We start from the raw sequence: 19,246 nt of genomic DNA on the forward strand, positions 1-19,246 counted from the left end.
TCAGGCCAGAGCCTCTGGCCACGTTTCAGGGTAGGGCTCGCCATTTCTGAAAAAATGTCCTGTTCGAAACTTTCGGACATAGAACGCCGTTTACTGGACCACTTTTATCGCCAGCACGGCTCACGCATGCGCGCGGCAAGCGACGCCGAACTGTGGGTAGCAAGGGCCCCAGGCATCATTGCCGGGCTGAGCCTGAGTGCGGTGGGTGAGGGTTTCTGGCTGACCGGCCTGTTCGTCGACCCACAGCAGCGCAGTCAGGGGGTGGCAGCACGGTTGGTGGAGGCGGCGCTGGTACAGGCTCGCAGGCCTGTCTGGCTGTTCTGCCATCCCGACCTTGTCCCCTTCTATCAGCGCCTGGGTTTCGACCTGGCTCAACAACTGCCAGAAGCCTTGGCCGGCCGCCTGCAACGCTACCAGCGCAGCAAATGCCTTGTCGCCTTGCAGCGGGGTCAGTCGTCGCTGACCTCAAGCCCAGGGAACAGCACCTCGGTGTAACCAAACTTGGCAAAGTCCTGGATACGCGAGGGGTACAGTCGGCCAATCAAGTGGTCGCACTCGTGCTGCACGACCCGCGCATGGAAGCCGTCGGCAAAGCGGTTGATCGGGTTGCCCTGGGGGTCGATGCCTTCGTAGCAGATATGCTTGAAGCGCGGCACCACGCCACGCAGGCCGGGCACCGAGAGGCAACCTTCCCAACCGTCCTCGACCTCGCTGGAGGTCGGGGTGATGACCGGGTTCAGCAAAATGGTCTGCGGCACCGCCTCGGCATCGGGGTAACGCTCGCTGCGCTCGAAGCCGAAAATCACCAGTTGCAGGTCGATGCCGATCTGCGGCGCGGCCAGGCCCACACCGCCCACATGGCGCATGGTTTCGAACATGTCGTCGATCAGTTGCTGCAGTTCGGCAGTGCCGAGCATGTGCTCAGGCACTGGCGGGGCGATGCGCAGTAGGCGTTCATCGCCCATCTTGAGAATGTCACGGATCATCGGGGGTTCGGCTCGACGGTATGAGGCTCGCTCGGGTTCGGGTGCTCGTGGCCCAGTACCGTCAAGGTTTCCTTGGGCTTTTCCCCGTCGAAGTCTTTTTCGCCCGGGTTCTTGCCTTCGGCTGACATGTGCTCGATCACCGCATTCATTTCGGCGCCGAGCAGCAGCACGGCGGCCGAGATATAGAAATACAGCAACAGCACGATGATTGCACCAATGCTGCCGTACATGGCGTTGTAGTCGGCAAAGGTCTTCACGTAATAGGCAAAGCCCAGTGAGGCCACGATCCACACCACCACCGCCAGCACCGAGCCTGGGGTGATGAAGCGAAACTTCTGTTTCACGTCGGGCATCACGTAGTAGATCAGCGCCACCGCCACCATCAACAGGATGATGATCACCGGCCAGCGCAGGATGGTCCACAGGGTGACGATGAATTCCTGCATACCGATCTGGGCAGCGATCCACTCCATCACCTGAGGGCCCAGCACCATCAATGCCGCGGCCGCCAGCAGCATACCGGCCAGGCCCACGGTGTAGAAAATGGACAGCGGGATGCGCTTCCACACCGGGCGGCCTTCAGGCACGTCGTAGGCGGCGTTCATGGCGCTCATCATCAGGCGCACGCCGGCAGAGGCAGTCCACAAGGCAATCACGATACCTACCGACAACAGCCCGCCCTTGGACTGCTGCAGCTGGTCGATTACCGGGTTGACCTGCTCCAGCGCCTGGGGCGGTAACACCAGTTCCGACTGCAAGCGCAGCCAGGAGAAGAAGTCCGGCAAGTGCAGAAAGCCGATCAGGGCAATCAGAAACAACAGGAAGGGGAACAGCGAGAACAGCGCCTGATACGCCAGCGCTGAGGCATAGGTGGACATCTCGTCGTCGAGGAATTCCTTGACGGTGCGTACCAGCACGCGGTGCAGGGGCAGGCCGCGCAGGTCGGGGAAAATCATAGCGTCTCCTTTCGCCGCTTGATCATTACAACAGGCAAGTCTAATAGACCCTGTCGTTGCTGTGCTGCTCCCGGCCATGATTGAAGAATTTGCTTACGACAGTGCCGCCCCCTTTGCGGGCTTGCCCGCGAAGGGGGCGGCACAAACCACCTCGAATCAAGGCTTTTTCACCGCATCCTTCAAATTGCCCTTGATTTGCTGCGCCTCGCCTTTGAGTTCCTGTGCCTTGCCCTCGGCCCGCAGCTTGTCGTTGTCGGTCACCTTGCCGACTCCCTGCTTCACGTTGCCGATCGCTTCGTTGGCCAGGCCTTTCGCTTTGTCTTTGGTACCGCTCATGGCAAAACTCCTGCAAATGGAGACACGTGGACCGTGTCGACAGTAGGTGGACCCAACGCCTTCATCAGGAGTTTCAACGAATTTTCCTTCCATAAGCCGAGCGGTAAATCTGCGGGCGAATACCGCACCCAATCGCCACCGCGCCCCTGCGCAGTCAGTACGGCTGCCCTAGAATCCCCGCAAACGTCCGCCCGAAGCAGGCGGACACTCGATAAGAACAATGTTTTCGGATACCCACACCCATGCGTTTGATGCCTGCGCTGGTGGCCTTGCTGCCACTGCTCCCCTTGCCCACCCTGGCCGCCGCACCGGCCAGCCCCGAAACCCTGCGTGTCGAGCGTTATGCCGACGACGGCCAACCCGGCTCGCTGCGCTGGGCCATCGAAACCAGCAACCAGAACCCAGGCCACTACCGCATCGATATTGCGGCCGTGGGCAAGCCGCCCTATGTCATCCGCCCCAGCCGCGCACTGCCGGAAATCAAAGGCCCGGTACGTATCACCGGCCTGCCCTGGGCACAAAACGGCCAATACATCGCCATCGACGGCTCGGCCTACATCAAGGACCAGGGCGTACACACCTGCCCCGGCGCCCTGCCCGGCCAGTTCGGCACCAACGTGCGCACCACCACCAACCCCGGGCTGGTGCTGCGTGACACCCAGGGCGTGCACCTGAGCGGCCTGGAAGTGCGCAATTTCTGCATCGGCATCCTGGTCAACCGCGCAAGCTACAACGTGATCGAAGACAACCGCATCGTCGCCAACAAGGGCGGCGCGGGCATCATGCTGACCGGCGACGACGGCGCCGGTAACCCCACCGCCACCACCACGAACAACAACAAGGTGCTGCGCAACCAGCTGATCGACAACGGCGACGGCCTGGAGCTGACCCGCGGTGCGGCGTTCAACCTGGTGGCCGACAACCTGTTCCGCTCCACCGCAGCCAACCCTGAGCCCTCCCAAGGCATCGAGATTCTGCTGGGCAACGACAACAGCGTGGTGCGCAACCGGTTCGAAAACTACTCCGACGGCCTGCAGATCAACTGGGGCAAGCGCAATTACCTGGCGGCCAATACCTTCAGCGGTAACTCGATCGGCGTCAGCGTCACCGGCGAGGGCAACATCCTCGACGGCAACCTGATCCACGGCAACCGCATCGGCGTGGCCCTGCGCCCGGAGCCGGACATTACCGCCACGCGCCTGAGCGCCAACCGCATCTGGGGTAACAGCCAGGACATCCGCCGCTGCGAGGCCGGCGGTTCATGCGTGCCCGACCAGCACACCGGCGCCATCGTGTTTGGCGTGCCGGCCCAGGCGCATGCGCTGTATGTGGGGTCGCGTGGGGTGGGGGCCGACCTTGCCAAGCAAGACCAGGCGATCATCTGCGATGCCAAGGGCGAGCCCAAGCCTTGCCAGCCGCTACCCAACCATAACCAGCAGGCACCACGGCTGTTAGCGCTGGAAGGCAATGTGTTGCGTGGAGAAGTGCAGGGGCCGGCGTCGAGCCTGCTGCGGGTGGAGTTCTTTGGCAATGCCGAGGCCGATGGCACCGAGGCGCAGCAGTACCTTGGGGACGTGCTGGTGAACAGCGACCCGCAGGGCGAGGCGCGGTTTGCGCAGGTGTTGGAGAATATGGGCGAGTTGCGCAGCTTTACTGCGACGGTGACCACTGCCGATGGGGCAACGTCTGAATTGAGCCTGCCGGTTCGCCGGTGAAGTACCGGCCCTTTCGCAGGCTTGCCCGCGAAAGGGCCCGCATACGCACCGCACGTTACAAGCCTTGCCCCGCCCGGTGCCACCCCTCACAATGCAGGCCTTCATAGCGTCAACCCGCAGGAACCTGCATGAAACTCGACAAACCCGCCGCCATTGCCCGGCGCAACGAAGCACTGGCCCGGCCGGTGCTGACCAGCAGCAATACCCTGTTCGCCATCCTCGACCGCAAGCGCAACCTGTGGTGGTTCGAAGTGCCGGTGGCGCTGCTGCGCAAGGGCCAGCCCGACTGGGTCAACTTGCTGCTGCACAACCCAGAAAGCGATGAGCTGCAGCACCTGAAGGTGCCTACCAACTTCCTCAAAGCTCACCAGGAGCAAATGGAAGTGCGCAACCCCGGCAAGCGCCGCTCGACCATCAGCCTGGCCCTCAGCGCCGACCGCGACTCGCTGCTGCGCGACACCCGTCCCGGTGGTGAGCAGCTAGACTTCCGTACCTTCGTGCAGGCCTGATCAGGCCTTTTCGATCCGATCGTCATGGATGACGATCAGGCCCTGCTTGAACAACCCGCCAATGGCCTTCTTGAAGTTGCCCTTGCTGACGTTGAACAGCTTGCTGATCAACGCAGGATCGCTCTTGTCACACACACCCAACACCCCGCCTTCGGCCTCCAGGCGCGCCATGATCTGCTCTTGCAGGGTGTCTGCCAGGGCCGCGCCGACCGGCTGCAGGCTCAGCGAGATCTTGCCGTCCGGGCGCACTTCCTTGATGAAGCCCTTCTCGTGCATGCCCGAGCGCAGGCACTTGAACACCTCGTTCTTGTGGATCAAACCCCAGTGGCGGTTGTTGATGATGGCCTTGAAGCCCATCGGCGTTTCGCCGGCCACCAGCAACTCGACCGGCTGGCCAACCTTGTAGTCGGCCGGGGTAACGTCGAGGTAGCGGTCCAGACGCGAGGTGGCGGTGATGCGGCGGGTGCGCTTGTCGAGGTACACGTGCACCACGCAGTAATCGCCGATCTTCAGCGGCCGTGCCTCTTCCGAGTACGGCATCAGCAGGTCCTTGGACAGGCCCCAGTCAAGGAAGATACCGGCACCGTTGATGTCCTTGACCTTGAGGCTGGCGAACTCGCCCACCTGCACCTTGGGCTTCTCGGTGGTGGCGATCAGCTGGTCTTCGCTGTCCAGGTAGATGAACACGTTCAGCCAGTCATCGACCTCGGTCTCGGCGTTTTTCGGGATATAGCGCCCGGGCAGCAGGATCTCGCCATCGGCGCCGCCGTCCAGGTACAGACCGAAGTCCACGTGTTTCACGATTTGCAAACTGTTGTAACGCCCAAGCAGAGCCATTTCCGATGATCCTCAAGACAAGGGGGCTATTTTCCGGATAGACATGGGGTGGTGTCAAAGCTTCCGGACGGTTGCCCCTTTGCGCTTGAGCTTTTGGGGCGCTGGATCAGAAATCGTAGCGCAGGTTCAACATGGCGTTACGCGGTGCACCGTAGTGCCCGTAGTTGCCAGCAAAGCCCGCATAGTACTTTTCGTCGAACAGGTTGTTGATATTGAGGGTGGTGCTGAGGTGATCGGTGACTTGGTAGCGTGCCATCAGGCTGGCCACATAGTAGTCATCCTGTTTAGCCCGAGTCTGGTAGCGGCTAAAGTACAGTGACGTACCCGAGTTCCAGTTGACGCCACCGCCGACGGTGAGCTTGTCCCATTCGCCAGGCAGGCGGTAGGTAGTCCAGAAACGCAACGTGTCTGTGGGCAACTGGGTCAGCTGGCGGTTGCCATCGGAGTCTTCGGTACGGGACCAGCTGTAGCTGGATTGTACGCTCCAGCCTGGCAGTACCTCGCCGGAAAGCTCCAGGTCGACACCTTTGGTTTCGGCACCACTGACAGCTTTATAGGCGATGTCGCTGGTACCTGGAATCGTCTCGCCCGTGGCAACACCCAGATTGTCACGCTTGATGTAGTAGATCGCGGCGTTGGCATTGAGGCGGCGGTCGAAGAACTCACCCTTCCAACCGGCCTCGTAGTTGGTGCCTTCCACGGGATCCAGTGGTTTGTTGTCGATGTCCCGGTTCGATTGCGGTTTGAAAATGTCGGTGTAGCTGACATAAACCGATTGCTCAGGCGTCAAGTCGTAGACGATGCCGGCATAGGGTGTGACCACGCCACGTTCGCGCATTCCATACACGGTAGGGTCCCGTTCGGGGATGGCATTGAGCACCTTAGAGTAATAGTTGTATTCGTAGTTGCTGCCGCGCGCCCCCAGGATCACGTGGAGATCATCGGTGAAGTTGAGGCGTGTTGCCGCAAAGTAACCGCTTTGCCGTGAGTTGATGTTGAAGTCCAGCAGTGGCGTGTAGCTGGCCGGTTTCGGCAGTTCGTTATCCCACGTATCGAAATCGAAACCTTGGGTGCCGCCGGTGTAGGAAAAGTGCGTGTTGTCATATTGCTGGTAGTTGTAGCCGATTATCAGCTCGTGGGTCTGTCCAAACGCTTGAAATGGCCCTTGCAGGGTCACGTCCACCCCTTTTTGGGTCTGGTCAGCCCACGATTTCCCTCGCTCAGCGTTAGCACGGTTGGTTGCCGGGTCCAGGCTGGAGGTCAGGCTGTTGGTTGCGTAGTAGGCTACGCCGACGTCCCGGTCTACGTCCATGTAGTTTGCGGCCACTTTCAACTGCCAATCGTTGGCAAGCTGCTGTTCGACATTGATGGTGTAGTTGAAGGTTTCATAGTCATCGTAGGCCCAGCGTGCCCCGGCGCTGGTCGAGCGCGAGAAGTTGGTTTGCTGGCCATTGTTGTACATCAAGGGTACGCCAGGGGCGCCAGTGGCCTTGTAGGTCTGATAGTCGACGCCGAAACGCACCAAGGTGGTATCGGTAACATCGGCTTCGATGACGCCATAGGCAATGTTCTTATCCTGGCTGTACCAGTCCATGAAGGTGTTGTTGTCCTGCTTGGCAGCCACGAAGCGGCCACGCAGCTTGCCGCTGTCGATCAGCGGACCGGAGACGTCTGCTTCGAGGCGGTTGTAGTCCCAAGAGCCGATTGTGCCTTGCACGTAGGATTGAAAATACGCAGTCGGGCGCTTGTGAATGACGTTGACTACGCCGCTGGGGTCGCCTGCACCGGTCATCAGGCCGGTAGCACCACGCACAATTTCCACGTGGTCGTACAGGGCCATGTCCAACAAGGTGCCAGGCATGGTGCGTGTCTGGTTTTCCTGCGTCGTGGTCACCCCATCAATCTGGTAAGTATTGATCTGGCTGCCGCGTGAATAGATATTGAAGCGCTCGCCGCCGTCCTGGGACATGGTAATTCCGGGGGCCTGTGTCAGCACTTCGCTCATGGTATGCAGTTGCTGGTCATCCATGCGCTGGCGGGTAATGACGCTAATCGTCTGCGGTGTCTCTCGAATCGACAGGTTCATCTTGGTCGCCGTATTGGTCGACCCGGTCGTATAAGACCCCGTCCCTTCCGTCGTAGCCCCCAGGCCCGAGGCATTGATGCTGGTTGCGCCCAGCTCGAGTGCGCCATCCTTCGTACGCGGCAAAAGCAGGTAATTTCCATTACTGGCGGCCATCACCTGTAGATCGCTCCCTGCCAGCAACCGGGCAAACCCTTGGTCGACACTGTATGTCCCCTGCAAACCCGTACTGTGCTTACCCTGGGTCAGCTCGGCCTCGAACGACAGCACCACCCCGGCATCGCTGGCAAAGCGGCTGAGCACCGCGCCCAATGGCCCGCTGGCAATGGCATAGCTGCGAGTGGCTTCGACGGCACGGGCCTGCCCTGCCGCACTCAGCGGATGAATCACCGTGGCCTGCAGCAGCAAGGCGGCACTGAACATGGCAACGACGAGGGGTTTTCTGGGGTAGCAGTGAGGGGTAACGCGGCGTGGCATGAGGGGCTCCTTCAAAGGCCTGTGGTGGCGGTTTGCAGGAGGGGTCGTGTGAAATTGGAAAACCGACAATGCAAACGAGAAATATTTTTAAAAACGATCTGCTGCCCCAATGACAGTTTCAGGCCAAAAGCCGCACCCTCACCCAGAATCGCGTGCGGGTCTCGATCCGCACCGGCAGCGCCTGGGCAATCGCCTGCAACGCGCGCGCGGTATCGTCCAGCGGGAAGGCCCCAGACAGGCGTAGATGGGCAACCTCCTTGGCACACTCGATAAAGCCGGGGCGATAGCGCTGCAACTCATCCAGCACCTGGCCCAGCGGCCAGTTGTCGATCACCAGCCGGCCATTCACCCACTCATCCCGATTGGGGTCGAGCACTTGTGGCGCAGGCAGTGGCCCGGAACCAAAGCGCAGGCTCATGCCCGCCTCCACCCGCAACGGCTCGGTCTCTGGGCGGTTACGCACGGCAACGGCATGTTCCAGCACGTCCAGTTCGGTCTGCCCGTCCAACTGGCGCACGACAAAGCGCGTGCCCAGCGCACGCATCTCGCCCTGCTGGCTGCGCACGCTGAGTGGCCGTGCATCCTTGGCCGTGGTCACCATGATTTCTCCAGCGCGCAGGATGATCAGCCGCTGCTGGTGGTCATAGCGTATGTCCACGGCACTGGCCGTGTTAAGCGTGAGCTGTGTGCCATCCTCCAACCGCAGCTGGCGCCGTTCCCCCGTAGCGGTGCGTACATCGGCCAGCCACAGTGGCGTCTGGCGGTAGCCGGTCCAGGCCAGGCCCGACACGCCAAGGCCTAGCACCAGGCCCTTGAGCACAGTGCGCCGGCCAGTCAACGGCTGTTCCACCGCCAACGTTCGTTGTGCCACAGTCGACGGCACGCTGCTCAACTCGGCGTGAAAGGCCTCCAGGCGCTGCCAGGCCCACTGATGAATCGGGTCGCCCTGATGCCAGGCCTGCCAACGCTGGTACAGCGTCTGATAGTCCGCCCCGGCACTCAAGCGGGCATGCCACTGCGCCGCATCACGCAGGGCCTGGCGTTGCTGCGCCGGGCTCACAGTTCGGCATCCAGCGCAAACAGCAGGCACTGCTCGGTGGCCTTGGCGATGTATTTGGTCACCGAACTGACAGACACCCCAAGGCGTTCGGCAATTTCGGCGTAGCTCAAGCCTTCGAGGTGGGAAAGAAACAGCGCCTGGCGCACCTTGTGGTTCAAGCCATCGAGCATGGCATCGAGTTGCAACAGCGTTTCCAGCAGCAGCACCCGTTGCTCGGGTGACGCCTCAACCAGTTCTGGCTCCAGCGCCAAGGCTTCCAGATAGGCCTGCTCCAGCGAGCGCCGGCGCAAATGGTCGACCATCACCCGCTTGGCCACCGTCGCCAGAAAATGACGCGGCTCGCGCAGCGGGTGGGCCACCGTGCTGGCGATCAGGCGCAGGAACGTGTCATGGGTCAGGTCCGCCGCCCGCTCGCGATCGCCCAGACGCCGGCGCAGCCAGCCTTGCAGCCAGCCGCTGTGGTCGCGGTACAGGCAGTGCATGTCATCGTGCGGTGCAGGCGGGACCTTGTACACGCAATCATCCTTGTAACGATGCGGATAAGAATTAGTCGCAATAATAGTGAGATTGCCGATGGAAGGAAACCGCCATTGCAACGATACGGTGGAACCCTGCGGCTACCCTTACCTCTACCGATTGGTTGCCAATGCAAGGAACAGCACATGCCCCTACGCCTGTCCAAAGCCCTGCTCATCACCATCGGCTTCGCTGCGGCCCTGGCCGCCTGCAGCCGTATCGACCTGGCCTACCGCAACCTCGACCGCCTGGTGCCATGGTCGCTGGGTGATTACCTGGACATGAACCGCGAGCAGAAGGCTTTGCTCGACGACCGGCTCAAGGAGCACCTGGCCTGGCATTGCAAGACTCAGCTGCCCGGCTACCTCGACTGGCTGGACCGGATACGCGGCATGGTCGCCGACGACCAGGTTACCGACCAGGCCCTGCAGCAACGCACCCGCGAGGCCCGCGAAGCGATTGGCCGGGTGGCCGAGGAAATCACCCCTTCGGCCACCGAGTTGCTGCGTGGTATGAGCGACAGCCAGGTAGCGGAGATGCGCGCGGCCTTCCGCGACGACATCAGTGAGCGGCAGAAGCAATACGTGGATACCCCTCTGCCGAAGCAGATCGCCCGCCGAACCGAACGTATGGAAAAACGCCTGACACCGTGGTTTGGCGAGCTGACCCCGGTGCAAAAACAACGTGTGCGGGCCTGGTCCGAAGCGCTGGGCGATCAGAACCGAGAATGGATCGCCAACCGGGCCCACTGGCAGCAGCAATTGCTGTTGGCGATGAACCAACGCAACGACGCGAGCTTCGAGCCGCGCCTGGCGACCTTGTTGCAGCACAAGGAGAGTTTGTGGACACCCGAATACCAGGCGGCCTATCAGAACACCGAGCGGCAGGCGCGCAGCTTGCTGGTGGATCTGGTGCAGCAAAGCACCCCGCAGCAGCGGCGGTTCTTACAGGAGCGGTTGGGCAAAGTACGTACCGATTTCAGTGATTTGAAGTGCCTGAAAGGTGCACCCGCCTGAGCTATCACCTTGATGCGGTAGCGGTGTGGCAGCTATCTAACACAAGCATTGGATCGGCTCATGCACGCTGTCGGCTTGGCCTGAAACCCAGGCCATGCCCCTACCATTATCGCGAGGATCAGGTGCATGAACGCTGAATCGACAATCAAAAAAGAGTTCAACCCTTTCATTTCAGGCACGCTTGACGAACTGTTGAAGACCATAGCGTCAGACGGTGTGATATCAATAGAAGAATACCAGCAGGTCCGCGAAGAAGCGGACAAACGCATGGAAAACCTCATTGGCTTGTTCGGCACACGCAACAGCACGCTGAAAGCCTACATGAACTCCATGGACGTCACCATGCAACTGCTGCAGTTGACAGCGCTACAGGCCAAGAACGCCAAACTCACGGATACTGGCGAAGCGATTGTCCGCGATGCATTGATGGCCCAGGTCGAGTACCTGCGGGCCGGTGCCAACCTCGTACTCAGGCTGCTGTAACAACACCCCAGGTCTCGGCGGACCAACGCTCGCTGAGGCCTAACGCCCCTTGCGCCGATAGGGAAACACATCGATCACCTTCCCCTCGCGTATCGCCGCCTGCAGCCCCTTCCAGTAATCCGCGTCATACAGTTCACCATGCAAACGGCTGAACAGCCGCCGCTGGCCCATATCGGCAAACAGAAACGGCGGAAACTCCTCGGGGAACACGTCATGGGGCCCGATCGAGTACCACGGCTCGCCCGACATTTCGTCCTCCGGGTAACGCGGCGGCGGGATGTGGCGGAAATTCACCTCGGTCAAAAAGCTGATTTCGTCATAGTCGTAGAACACCACCCGGCCATGGCGGGTAACGCCGAAGTTCTTCAGCAACATGTCGCCGGGGAAGATGTTCGCCGCCGCCAACTGCTTGATGGCCAGGCCATAATCCTCCAGCGCCTCCAGCACCTGGCCCTCGCTGGCATGCTCAAGGTACAGGTTCAGCGGCGTCATGCGCCGCTCGGTCCAGCAATGTCGGATCAGCACCGTGTCGCCCTCCAGCACCACCGTCGACGGTGCTACCTCGAGCAGTTCGGCCAGGCACTCCGGCTCGAATTTGTCACGTGGGAAGCGAAAATCGGCAAACTCCTGGGTATCGGCCATGCGCCCCACTCGGTCGACGCTTTTCACCAGCCGGTACTTGTCGATCACCGTGGCCCGGTCGACTGTTTTCGACGGCGAAAAACGGTCCTTGATGATCTTGAACACCGTATTGAAGCCCGGCAGAGTGAATACGCTCATGACCATGCCACGCACCCCCGGCGCCATGATGAAGCGGTCATCGCTGTTGGCCAGGTGGTTGATCAACGCCCGATAGAACTCCGACTTGCCGTGCTTGTAGAAACCGATCGACGTGTACAGCTCGGCAATATGCTTGCCCGGCAGGATACGCTTGAGAAAGTTGACGAACTCCGCCGGCACCGGCACATCGACCATGAAGTACGAGCGGGTGAAGGAAAAGATGATCGACACCTCGGCCTCGTCGGTGATCAACGCATCGGCCTCCACCCCATGGCCTTCGCGGTGCAGCAGCGGGATCACCAGCGGCCACTGCTCATCGCTGTTGTACAGCCTGCCGACCAGGTAGGCCCCCTTGTTGCGGTACAGCACAGGCGAAAACAGCTCAACCGTCAGCGTCGAGTCCTTGCATACCCAGTCCGGCAGGTGTTCACGCAGTTGCGCTTCAAGCCGTGACACGTCGCTTTCAAGGTCGCCATAAGCGAACGCGTAGTCAGCGAAGATTGCCCGCAACAGGCTCTGGAGGCTGGCATCAAGGCAATAGGTACGGGTTTGCGCAGCGCGCTGGTGGCTGCGGATCGATGGCCGGGTGGTGTGGATGAACATGCAGCCGTCGCTGATCTGGTCATGGCTGAACAAACTGCAGAACAACGAGTTGTACCAGGTCTCCGACAGTTCATCGTCCAGCCGTGGGTCGATCAGGCGGATGTAGGCACTTTTCACCAGAGGCCACTGCTCCACCTCCAGCAGCACCTCATCATCGAATGCATCACGCAACCAGCCATTGACCTCGCCGACCTTCTGTTCGTACAGGTTGATCCGTGCAGCGGCGGCCCGCTGGATATCTTGCCAACGCGCCTGTTCGAAGCGCTCGCGCGCGCCGAGGGTGATGCGGCGGAAGTGCTCGCGATAGTCGTCGAAGCCATCGAGGATCATCCGGGCGATCTCGCCGGCAGGCCAGTGCTGAGTCATGCGGGACACCTCGGTGCGGGGTGAGATAGACAGCTTAGCCGCACTCTCGAGGGAGTGTCGCCAGCACCGGCCTGTTCGAGGGATCCGAATTGCACCGCAAGAAAGCACAAGAATCCCCCTGCCCCCTGACGTACACTCGCGCCCCTGCCCTGTACCCGGAGACCGCCGTGAGCCCCATCGCCCTAGCCCGCCTGCTGACCCTTGCCGCCGTCTGGGGGGCGAGTTTCCTGTTCATGCGCATCATCGCCCCCGAACTCGGCACGGTGCCGACGGCGTTCTTCCGTGTGTCCATCGCCTGCCTCGGCTTGGTCGCCATCGTTGCCGCCGCCCGCGTGCGCTGGGACTTCCAGGGCAAGCTCGGCGCCTGCCTGGTGTTGGGCATGATCAACTCCGGTATCCCCGCCACCTTCTATTCCGTCGCCGCTCAGGTATTGCCGGCCGGTTACTCGGCGATTTTCAATGCCACCACGCCGCTGATGGGCGTGCTGATCGGCATGCTGTTCTTCCGCGAACCCATGACCCTGCCGAAGCTGTGCGGCATCTTCTTGGGCCTGTTTGGCGTCGGCATCCTCAGCGGCGCCGGCCCGGTAGAGCTGGACATGGCCTTGCTGCAAGGCGCCCTCGCCTGCCTGGCGGCCACCACCTGCTATGGCTTTGCCGGGTTCCTCGCGCGCCGCTGGGTCAGCGGCCTGGACAGCCGCCTGTCGGCGCTGGGCAGCATGCTTGGCGCCACCTTGCTGCTAAGCCCAGTGTTCGCCTGGAGCGCGCTCAGCCAGCCGCCCGCCAGCTGGGGCGGCTGGCAGGTATGGCTGTCGTTGCTGGGCCTGGGCCTGCTGTGCACCGCCTTCGCCTACATCCTGTACTTCCGCCTGCTCGAAGAAATCGGCCCGGTCAAAGCCAGCACCGTGACCTTCCTGATCCCGGTATTCGGCGTATTGTGGGGGGCGTGGTTGCTGGACGAGCCGCTGTCGATGGCACACCTGTACGGCGGCTTGCTGATTGGCATGGCACTGTGGCTGGTACTGCGGCCGGCGCGCAGTTGAGGCGGAGCATACGATGAGCAGCGCGAACAAGAAGGTCCTGTTCCGCCTGGAGCAGGACGCAAACGGCTACCCACCGGCCTCGGTCGAGGGCCTGTGGGCCAAGGCCGTGGAAGGTGGCTACGCCGTCGACAACATTCCCTTCCATGTCTACGGCATCGCCCCGGGTGACGTCATCGCTACCCGTGAAGAACAAGGCGAGACCTGGTTCGCCGAACTGTGCCACAGCAGCGGCAGCTCGGTGTTCCGGGTGATCGTCAAACCACCGGAAACCCTCGACCAGGTGCGCGCCGCCTTGCAGGACTTCGGCTGCAACTGCGAAACCGAGCAGGCAGTGAAGATGCTGGCGGTCGAGGTCCCGCCGCAGCGTTCGCTCGACACCCTGCTCTATTACCTGCTCACCCAGCGCGAGGCCGGCTTGTTGGACTTCGAGGAAGGCGTACTGCACCACGCCATCCCCGAAGAGTTCCGCTAAGGCCTACGCCTCTGCCAAGCGCGCGGCGGGTTTGCGAAACACGAACAGCAAGCCCACCACGATCAGCCCCATGCCCAGCAGGCTGAGCGGTGCCAGGCGGTTACCGAAGATCAGGAAGTCCATCACCGCGGTTACCGCTGGCACCAGGTAGAACAGGCTGGTGACGTTGACCAGGTTGCCTTTGGCGATCAAGCGGTACAGCAGCAAGGTCGCCAGCAGCGAAACCACCAGCCCCATCCACAGCAGCGCACCGACAAAACCGCCGGTCCACGCCACCTGCAGTGGCTGCAGCGGTGCGAACAGCGCGCACATGGCGAAGCCCGCCAGGTATTGCAGCGGCAGCGTGCCCATGGGGTTGTCGGTAATGCGCTTCTGCAGGATCGAGCCAAAGGTCATGCTGACCAGCGCCAGCAGGGCGAACAGCATCCCCGCCAGCGACACCCCGCCCAGGTTGATGCCCTGGTAGACCACCATGATCAAGCCGCCCAGCCCCAACCCCAGGCCGAACAGGCGGCTCCAGGAGCGCTGACGCTCCATCAGCACCACGGTGAGAATCGGTTGTACCCCCATCACCGTGGCCATGACGCCAGGGGTGACGTGGGTGTTGAGCGCCAGCAAGTAGAAGATCTGGTAAGCGCCGAGCAGCACACACCCAGTACCCAGGGCGCGCAGAATGCCCCCGCGTGTACGCGGCCAGCGCAGCCCCAGCAGCGGGCTGACCATCAACAGGCCGGCCAGGGCCAGCGCCGAGCGCAACAGCAGAAAGGCGAACGGGCTGGCATGCGCCAGGCCCAGCTTGGAGACGATCGCCCCGCTGCTCCACAGCAGGACGAACAGGCTGGTAGTGGCCGCCGAGGCCACGGATGCTTTGTTAAAGACAGACATGTATTGCCACCTGATATAGGCAGATAAGCCAAACGGACGGCGTGCGCTTCAGCGAGGGAAGTAGCCGACCGTGTTCAGTAGGTTGCGTGTGCGAAAGGGGGCGGCCAGAAGCCGATCAGCCCAGCACGACCACGCAAGGAGGCGGAGCTACGCCGCCTACAACGCCACTGACAGGTGGTGGGTAATGACTGATCATGACCGGCTGCTGGCTACCACGCACGACCATGCCCGCGACGGGCGCGATGGCAAAGCATGGGGTGGAAGGGCTGGCTGGCATGAACAGGTCTTCGGGAAGAGAACAATGGGTTGGACTATAGCCCGGCGACTCACGGCTGACAACCTCGTCGGTATAGGTGCGGCGCCAGTGCTGGTTAATTTTCCACCGCCCCGGCTCGTCTGAATGCGAAACGCAGCACGCATTCACCCGTTTCGAGGATCACCGATGAACGTATCCACCTGGCTCTACCGGCCAGCCCAGATCACCTGCCTGCTGCTGGTCAGCGCCTACGCCCACGCCGCCAAGCCCGGCGACGTGTTCAAAGACTGCAGGGACTGCCCGGAAATGGTCGTGCTGCCCGCCGGCAGCTACGTGATGGGCGCGCCCGACGACGAAGTCGGCCGCCAGCCCGACGAAGGCCCATTGCACACCGTGACCTTCGCCAAGCCGTTCGCCATGAGCCGCTACCAGGTTACCGCCGGCGAACTGGATGCCTATATCAAGGCCACCGGCACCGTCATCAAAAGCGGTGACGACCGCCCCGGCCGCTGGTGCGAGGCCAGCAAGCCGACCTACAAGCAAGGCCCCCGCCAGCCGGCGGTGTGCGTCGACTACGACGAAGTGCAGGCCTACGCCCAGTGGCTGGCCAAGACCACCGGCAAACCCTACCGCATGGTCAGCGAGGCCGAGCGCGAATACGCCGCCCGCGGTGGTTCCACCGGGCCGTTCCCCTTCCCCTTCGACGAGCCGGGCAAGTATGAGATCAGCAAGCACGCCAACACCTACGGCCCCCGCGACGGCTACACCTACACCGCGCCGGTGGGCAGCTACCCGGCCAATGCCTTCGGCATGTACGACATGCACGGCAACGTCTACGAGTGGGTTGCCGACTGCTACCACGAAAGCTACGAAGGCGCCCCAAGCGACGGCAGCGCCTGGATCCAGGACCCCACGTGCATCCGCGCGCACATGCGTGGCAACGACTGGGGCGAGCCGCCGATCTTCTCGCGCTCAGCCAACCGCAACGACCGCCTCAAGACCACCCGCGGCGACTTCCTCGGTTTTCGTGTAGCACGCGAATTGTGAAGTTGTGACGCGGTTAACGCAGCAGTGGTGAAAAATACAGTCAATAAGAATCGTTCCGGTTTTTCACGGTTGCTGCGTCACATACCAGACATAGAAAAAAACCCCTCTGCCAACGAGACCGCAATAGATGTCCAAGTCCTTGCCCGGCCCGCTCAACCCGCTTGCCAAAGCGTTACTGATCCGTCACTCCCTTCGCCCCCGGCACGCGTTGTCTCGCGTCGGTCTGGGCCTGGCGCTGTCCACGGCGCTGGTTGCCCAGGTGCAGGCACAGGAGTGGACCCTGGATATTCCGGCACAGTCGATGAATTCGGCGTTGCAGGCACTGGCCAAGCAGACCGATATGCAATTGCTGTATAGCCCGGAGGACATCAGCGGGCTGCGTTCCACGGCGCTCAAGGGCCGGCATGACCTGCAGTCCTCGCTGCGCACCCTGCTGCAGGGGACCGGGCTGCGTTATCAGATCGATGGCAACACCGTGACCGTGACGGCGAGTTCGGCGGGAAAGGACGGTCAGGTCGAGCTTTCGGCGACCAACGTCAATAGCACTGGCCTTGGCGCCACTACCGAAGGCACTGGTTCCTACACCACGGGTGTGACCAATACAGCCACCAAAATGAACCTGTCGATCCGCGAGACGCCACAGACCATCACTGTGGTGACCCGCCAGCGAATGGATGACCAGCACCTGAGCAGCATGACCGATGTGCTGAAGCAGACACCTGGCATCACCATGTCCCAGGATGGTGGTGAGCGCTTCAACATCTATTCTCGTGGCAGTGCCATCAACACGTACCAGTTCGATGGTGTTACCACGTTTCAGGACAACCAGACTCGCAACATGCCCAGCACCCTGCTGGACATGGCCCTTTATGACCGAGTGGAGATCGTCCGTGGTGCAACGGGCCTGATGACGGGTGCCGGTGACCCCAGTGCGGTGGTCAACCTGATCCGCAAGCGCCCGACGCGCGAGTTCAAGTCCTACATCCAGGGCGATATCGGCTCCTGGGACTACTACCGTGCCGAGGCTGACGTTTCTGGTCCCCTGACCAAGGAAGGCAACGTGCGCGGGCGTTTTGTCGCTGCGCAGCAAAACAACCACACGTTCATGGACTGGTACACCCAGGACCGCAGCATCCTGTACGGTGCCCTGGAGGCCGACCTGACCGACACCACCCTGGTTCGCTTCGGCATTGACCGGCAAACTTACAAGGTCAACGGTGCCTCGGGTGTTCCACTCATTTTCACCAACGGCCAGCCCACCCACTTTTCTCGTTCGAAAAGTTCCGACGCTCGCTGGGGTTATGACGACTACGAAACCACCAACTACACCATGACGCTCGAACAGCAACTGGCCAACGACTGGCAGTTGAAAGTCTCGACCCTGTACATGGACGTTGATCGCAATACGTTCTCTTCCTACGTTTCGACAAGAACCAACAGGTCATACCTGGAACCGGATGGCTCAACAACCATCAGTGCTGGCGTGGCCTCGGCGGATCAATACCAAAAAGGTGTTGACGCCTCCCTGCAAGGGCCGTTTCAACTGTTTGGCCAAAGTCACGAACTCATTTTTGGCTACAACTATCTTGAGTACGAGAACAAACATCGCGAATACGCCGGGCCTGATCAGGATATCAACTACTTCACGTGGGAAAACGTGACCCCAAAACCCGGTAAAGACGAGCTTTCGCCAAGCATCAAATATGACATTTTCAACCGCCAAAGCGGCTACTACCTAGCCGGGCGGTTCAACTTCACCGATGACCTGCATCTGATTCTGGGCGCGCGAGCTTCCGACTACCGCTTCGACTACAGCCTTGGCATCATCGACAGCCCCGATGCGCCGACCACCTACAACATGAAAGAGCATGGTGTAGTGACGCCGTATGCGGGGTTGGTCTATGACCTGACCCATGAGCAATCGGTGTACGTCAGCTACACCGACATCTTCAAGCCACAAAGCAATATCGACGCCAGCGGCAAACCACTTGACCCGGAAGTCGGCAAGAACTACGAAATGGGCTGGAAAGGCGAATTCCTGGATGGCCGCTTGAACGCCAACGTTGCCATCTACCTGGTACAAAGGGATAACTTCGCCGAAGAGACCACCGAACCTGCACCCAACGGCGGTAATGCCTACAAAGCAGTGGATGGTGCGCAAACCAAAGGCGTGGATCTGGAGCTCTCGGGCGAAGTGCTACCTGGCTGGAACGTTTTCACCGGCTACAGCCACTCCCGCACCGAGGATGCTGACGGCAACAGGCTGACCACCCAACTGCCAATGGACACCTTCCGCCTCTGGAACACCTACCGCCTGCCAGGCGAATGGGACAAGCTGACTGTGGGTGGGGGCGTGAACTGGAACTCCAAATCCACACTGCAATATGCGCGCTATAACAGCCACGTCACCCAGGATGACTACTTCGTCACCAGCCTGATGGCTCGCTACCGCATCAACCAGAACCTGGCGGCCACGCTTAACGTCAACAACGTATTCGACAAGAAGTACTATGCAGGCATGGCCGGCAGTTATGGCCACTACGGTGCACCACGCAACGCTACGGTGTCACTGCGCTACGACTTCTAAGCCGCGCTGGCCAGACCCACGCAAGTCCTGGGTCTGGCCACACACTCCCCGCGTCACCTCCCCGTCACTGCGTTCAACTTCCCGCCGCACACCTAAAGCGCTGCCCTTGCGCATGTTTACCCAGGACAGCAAGGTCACGTCTACGCGCTGAGCAAACGACATCGCCCCACGCCGACAGCCTGTGTGCTGTCGGCGTGGGGCGAGAGGTGATGGTGCCCTGTAAACCTGACAGT

The 19,246-nt window shown here is 61.3% G+C and carries 19 protein-coding genes; 9 read left to right on the forward strand and 10 right to left on the reverse strand.

What is annotated here, in order from left to right:
* Positions 1-126 precede the first annotated feature (126 nt).
* Positions 127-495 (forward strand): GNAT family N-acetyltransferase, encoded by a 369-nt coding sequence (locus ACNQP3_RS21225; RefSeq protein ID WP_012273639.1) that lies wholly within the window; start codon positions 127-129, stop codon positions 493-495.
* On the opposite strand, the gene def is transcribed toward ACNQP3_RS21225, so the two are convergent.
* From def to ACNQP3_RS21240, 3 genes are all read right to left on the reverse strand, one after another.
* Positions 450-986 carry a peptide deformylase gene (def, locus tag ACNQP3_RS21230; protein ID WP_012273640.1) on the reverse strand — a complete coding sequence of 179 codons (537 nt, stop codon included), beginning with the start codon at positions 984-986 and terminating at the stop codon, positions 450-452. The two genes, ACNQP3_RS21225 and def, sit on opposite strands and share 46 nt — an antisense overlap.
* A complete protein-coding gene (locus tag ACNQP3_RS21235; RefSeq protein ID WP_012273641.1) occupies positions 983-1,942 on the reverse strand; it encodes a YihY/virulence factor BrkB family protein in 960 nt (319 codons plus the stop codon). Before ACNQP3_RS21235 ends, def begins: the two co-directional genes overlap by 4 nt.
* 156 nt (positions 1,943-2,098) lie before the next feature.
* On the reverse strand, positions 2,099-2,278 hold the full coding sequence (locus ACNQP3_RS21240; protein ID WP_264316454.1) for a CsbD family protein: 180 nt from the start codon (positions 2,276-2,278) through the stop codon (positions 2,099-2,101).
* Positions 2,279-2,520: 242 nt separating this feature from the next.
* Here ACNQP3_RS21240 and ACNQP3_RS21245 point away from each other — a divergent pair, with 242 nt between their 5' ends.
* Together ACNQP3_RS21245 and ACNQP3_RS21250 are read left to right on the forward strand one after the other, a co-directional pair.
* A complete protein-coding gene (locus tag ACNQP3_RS21245) occupies positions 2,521-3,993 on the forward strand; it encodes a right-handed parallel beta-helix repeat-containing protein (RefSeq protein ID WP_264316455.1) in 1,473 nt (490 codons plus the stop codon).
* A 128-nt stretch (positions 3,994-4,121) separates the two neighbouring features.
* Positions 4,122-4,502 (forward strand): hypothetical protein, encoded by a 381-nt coding sequence (locus ACNQP3_RS21250; RefSeq protein ID WP_012273643.1) that lies wholly within the window; start codon positions 4,122-4,124, stop codon positions 4,500-4,502.
* On the opposite strand, the gene ACNQP3_RS21255 is transcribed toward ACNQP3_RS21250, so the two are convergent.
* The 4 genes from ACNQP3_RS21255 to ACNQP3_RS21270 form a co-directional block, all read right to left on the reverse strand.
* The gene (locus tag ACNQP3_RS21255; protein ID WP_264316456.1) at positions 4,503-5,339 is read right to left on the reverse strand and encodes a S1 RNA-binding domain-containing protein; all 837 of its coding nucleotides are present in this window, start codon (positions 5,337-5,339) and stop codon (positions 4,503-4,505) included.
* Between the two features lie 106 nt (positions 5,340-5,445).
* A complete protein-coding gene (locus ACNQP3_RS21260) occupies positions 5,446-7,899 on the reverse strand; it encodes a TonB-dependent siderophore receptor (RefSeq protein ID WP_264316457.1) in 2,454 nt (817 codons plus the stop codon).
* A 118-nt stretch (positions 7,900-8,017) separates the two neighbouring features.
* Positions 8,018-8,959, reverse strand: coding sequence for a FecR domain-containing protein (locus tag ACNQP3_RS21265; RefSeq protein WP_264316458.1), 942 nt, complete (start codon positions 8,957-8,959; stop codon positions 8,018-8,020).
* Positions 8,956-9,474, reverse strand: a complete 519-nt coding sequence (locus ACNQP3_RS21270) for a sigma-70 family RNA polymerase sigma factor (protein ID WP_305728966.1) — start codon at positions 9,472-9,474, stop codon at positions 8,956-8,958. Before ACNQP3_RS21270 ends, ACNQP3_RS21265 begins: the two co-directional genes overlap by 4 nt.
* Positions 9,475-9,621: 147 nt before the next feature.
* On the opposite strand from ACNQP3_RS21270, the gene ACNQP3_RS21275 reads away from it, so the two are divergent.
* Both ACNQP3_RS21275 and ACNQP3_RS21280 read left to right on the forward strand, forming a co-directional pair.
* Complete coding sequence (locus ACNQP3_RS21275) at positions 9,622-10,491, forward strand: DUF6279 family lipoprotein (protein ID WP_012273648.1); 870 nt, start codon at positions 9,622-9,624, stop codon at positions 10,489-10,491.
* A gap of 126 nt (positions 10,492-10,617) precedes the next feature.
* On the forward strand, positions 10,618-10,974 hold the full coding sequence (locus tag ACNQP3_RS21280; RefSeq protein WP_264316459.1) for a hypothetical protein: 357 nt from the start codon (positions 10,618-10,620) through the stop codon (positions 10,972-10,974).
* 39 nt (positions 10,975-11,013) lie between these two features.
* On the opposite strand, the gene aceK is transcribed toward ACNQP3_RS21280, so the two are convergent.
* Positions 11,014-12,723, reverse strand: a complete 1,710-nt coding sequence (aceK, locus tag ACNQP3_RS21285; RefSeq protein WP_012273650.1) for a bifunctional isocitrate dehydrogenase kinase/phosphatase — start codon at positions 12,721-12,723, stop codon at positions 11,014-11,016.
* 167 nt (positions 12,724-12,890) lie between these two features.
* On the opposite strand from aceK, the gene ACNQP3_RS21290 reads away from it, so the two are divergent.
* Together ACNQP3_RS21290 and ACNQP3_RS21295 are read left to right on the forward strand one after the other, a co-directional pair.
* Complete coding sequence (locus ACNQP3_RS21290; protein ID WP_264316460.1) at positions 12,891-13,766, forward strand: DMT family transporter; 876 nt, start codon at positions 12,891-12,893, stop codon at positions 13,764-13,766.
* A gap of 13 nt (positions 13,767-13,779) precedes the next feature.
* A complete protein-coding gene (locus tag ACNQP3_RS21295; RefSeq protein WP_264316461.1) occupies positions 13,780-14,238 on the forward strand; it encodes a DUF4265 domain-containing protein in 459 nt (152 codons plus the stop codon).
* 3 nt (positions 14,239-14,241) lie between these two features.
* Here the strand turns inward: ACNQP3_RS21295 and ACNQP3_RS21300 are convergent, their stop codons facing one another.
* Both ACNQP3_RS21300 and ACNQP3_RS21305 read right to left on the reverse strand, forming a co-directional pair.
* The gene (locus ACNQP3_RS21300) at positions 14,242-15,123 is read right to left on the reverse strand and encodes a DMT family transporter (protein WP_012273653.1); all 882 of its coding nucleotides are present in this window, start codon (positions 15,121-15,123) and stop codon (positions 14,242-14,244) included.
* A 115-nt stretch (positions 15,124-15,238) separates the two neighbouring features.
* Positions 15,239-15,400 (reverse strand): hypothetical protein, encoded by a 162-nt coding sequence (locus ACNQP3_RS21305; protein ID WP_171577262.1) that lies wholly within the window; start codon positions 15,398-15,400, stop codon positions 15,239-15,241.
* Between the two features lie 165 nt (positions 15,401-15,565).
* On the opposite strand from ACNQP3_RS21305, the gene ACNQP3_RS21310 reads away from it, so the two are divergent.
* Together ACNQP3_RS21310 and ACNQP3_RS21315 are read left to right on the forward strand one after the other, a co-directional pair.
* Positions 15,566-16,426 (forward strand): formylglycine-generating enzyme family protein, encoded by an 861-nt coding sequence (locus ACNQP3_RS21310; protein WP_177336855.1) that lies wholly within the window; start codon positions 15,566-15,568, stop codon positions 16,424-16,426.
* A gap of 127 nt (positions 16,427-16,553) precedes the next feature.
* The gene (locus ACNQP3_RS21315) at positions 16,554-19,013 is read left to right on the forward strand and encodes a TonB-dependent siderophore receptor (protein ID WP_012273655.1); all 2,460 of its coding nucleotides are present in this window, start codon (positions 16,554-16,556) and stop codon (positions 19,011-19,013) included.
* The last annotated feature ends 233 nt before the right edge of the window (positions 19,014-19,246 follow it).

This window comes from Pseudomonas sp. LFS074 (assembly GCF_047978165.1).
In the GTDB taxonomy this organism is placed as follows: domain Bacteria; phylum Pseudomonadota; class Gammaproteobacteria; order Pseudomonadales; family Pseudomonadaceae; genus Aquipseudomonas; species Aquipseudomonas putida_P.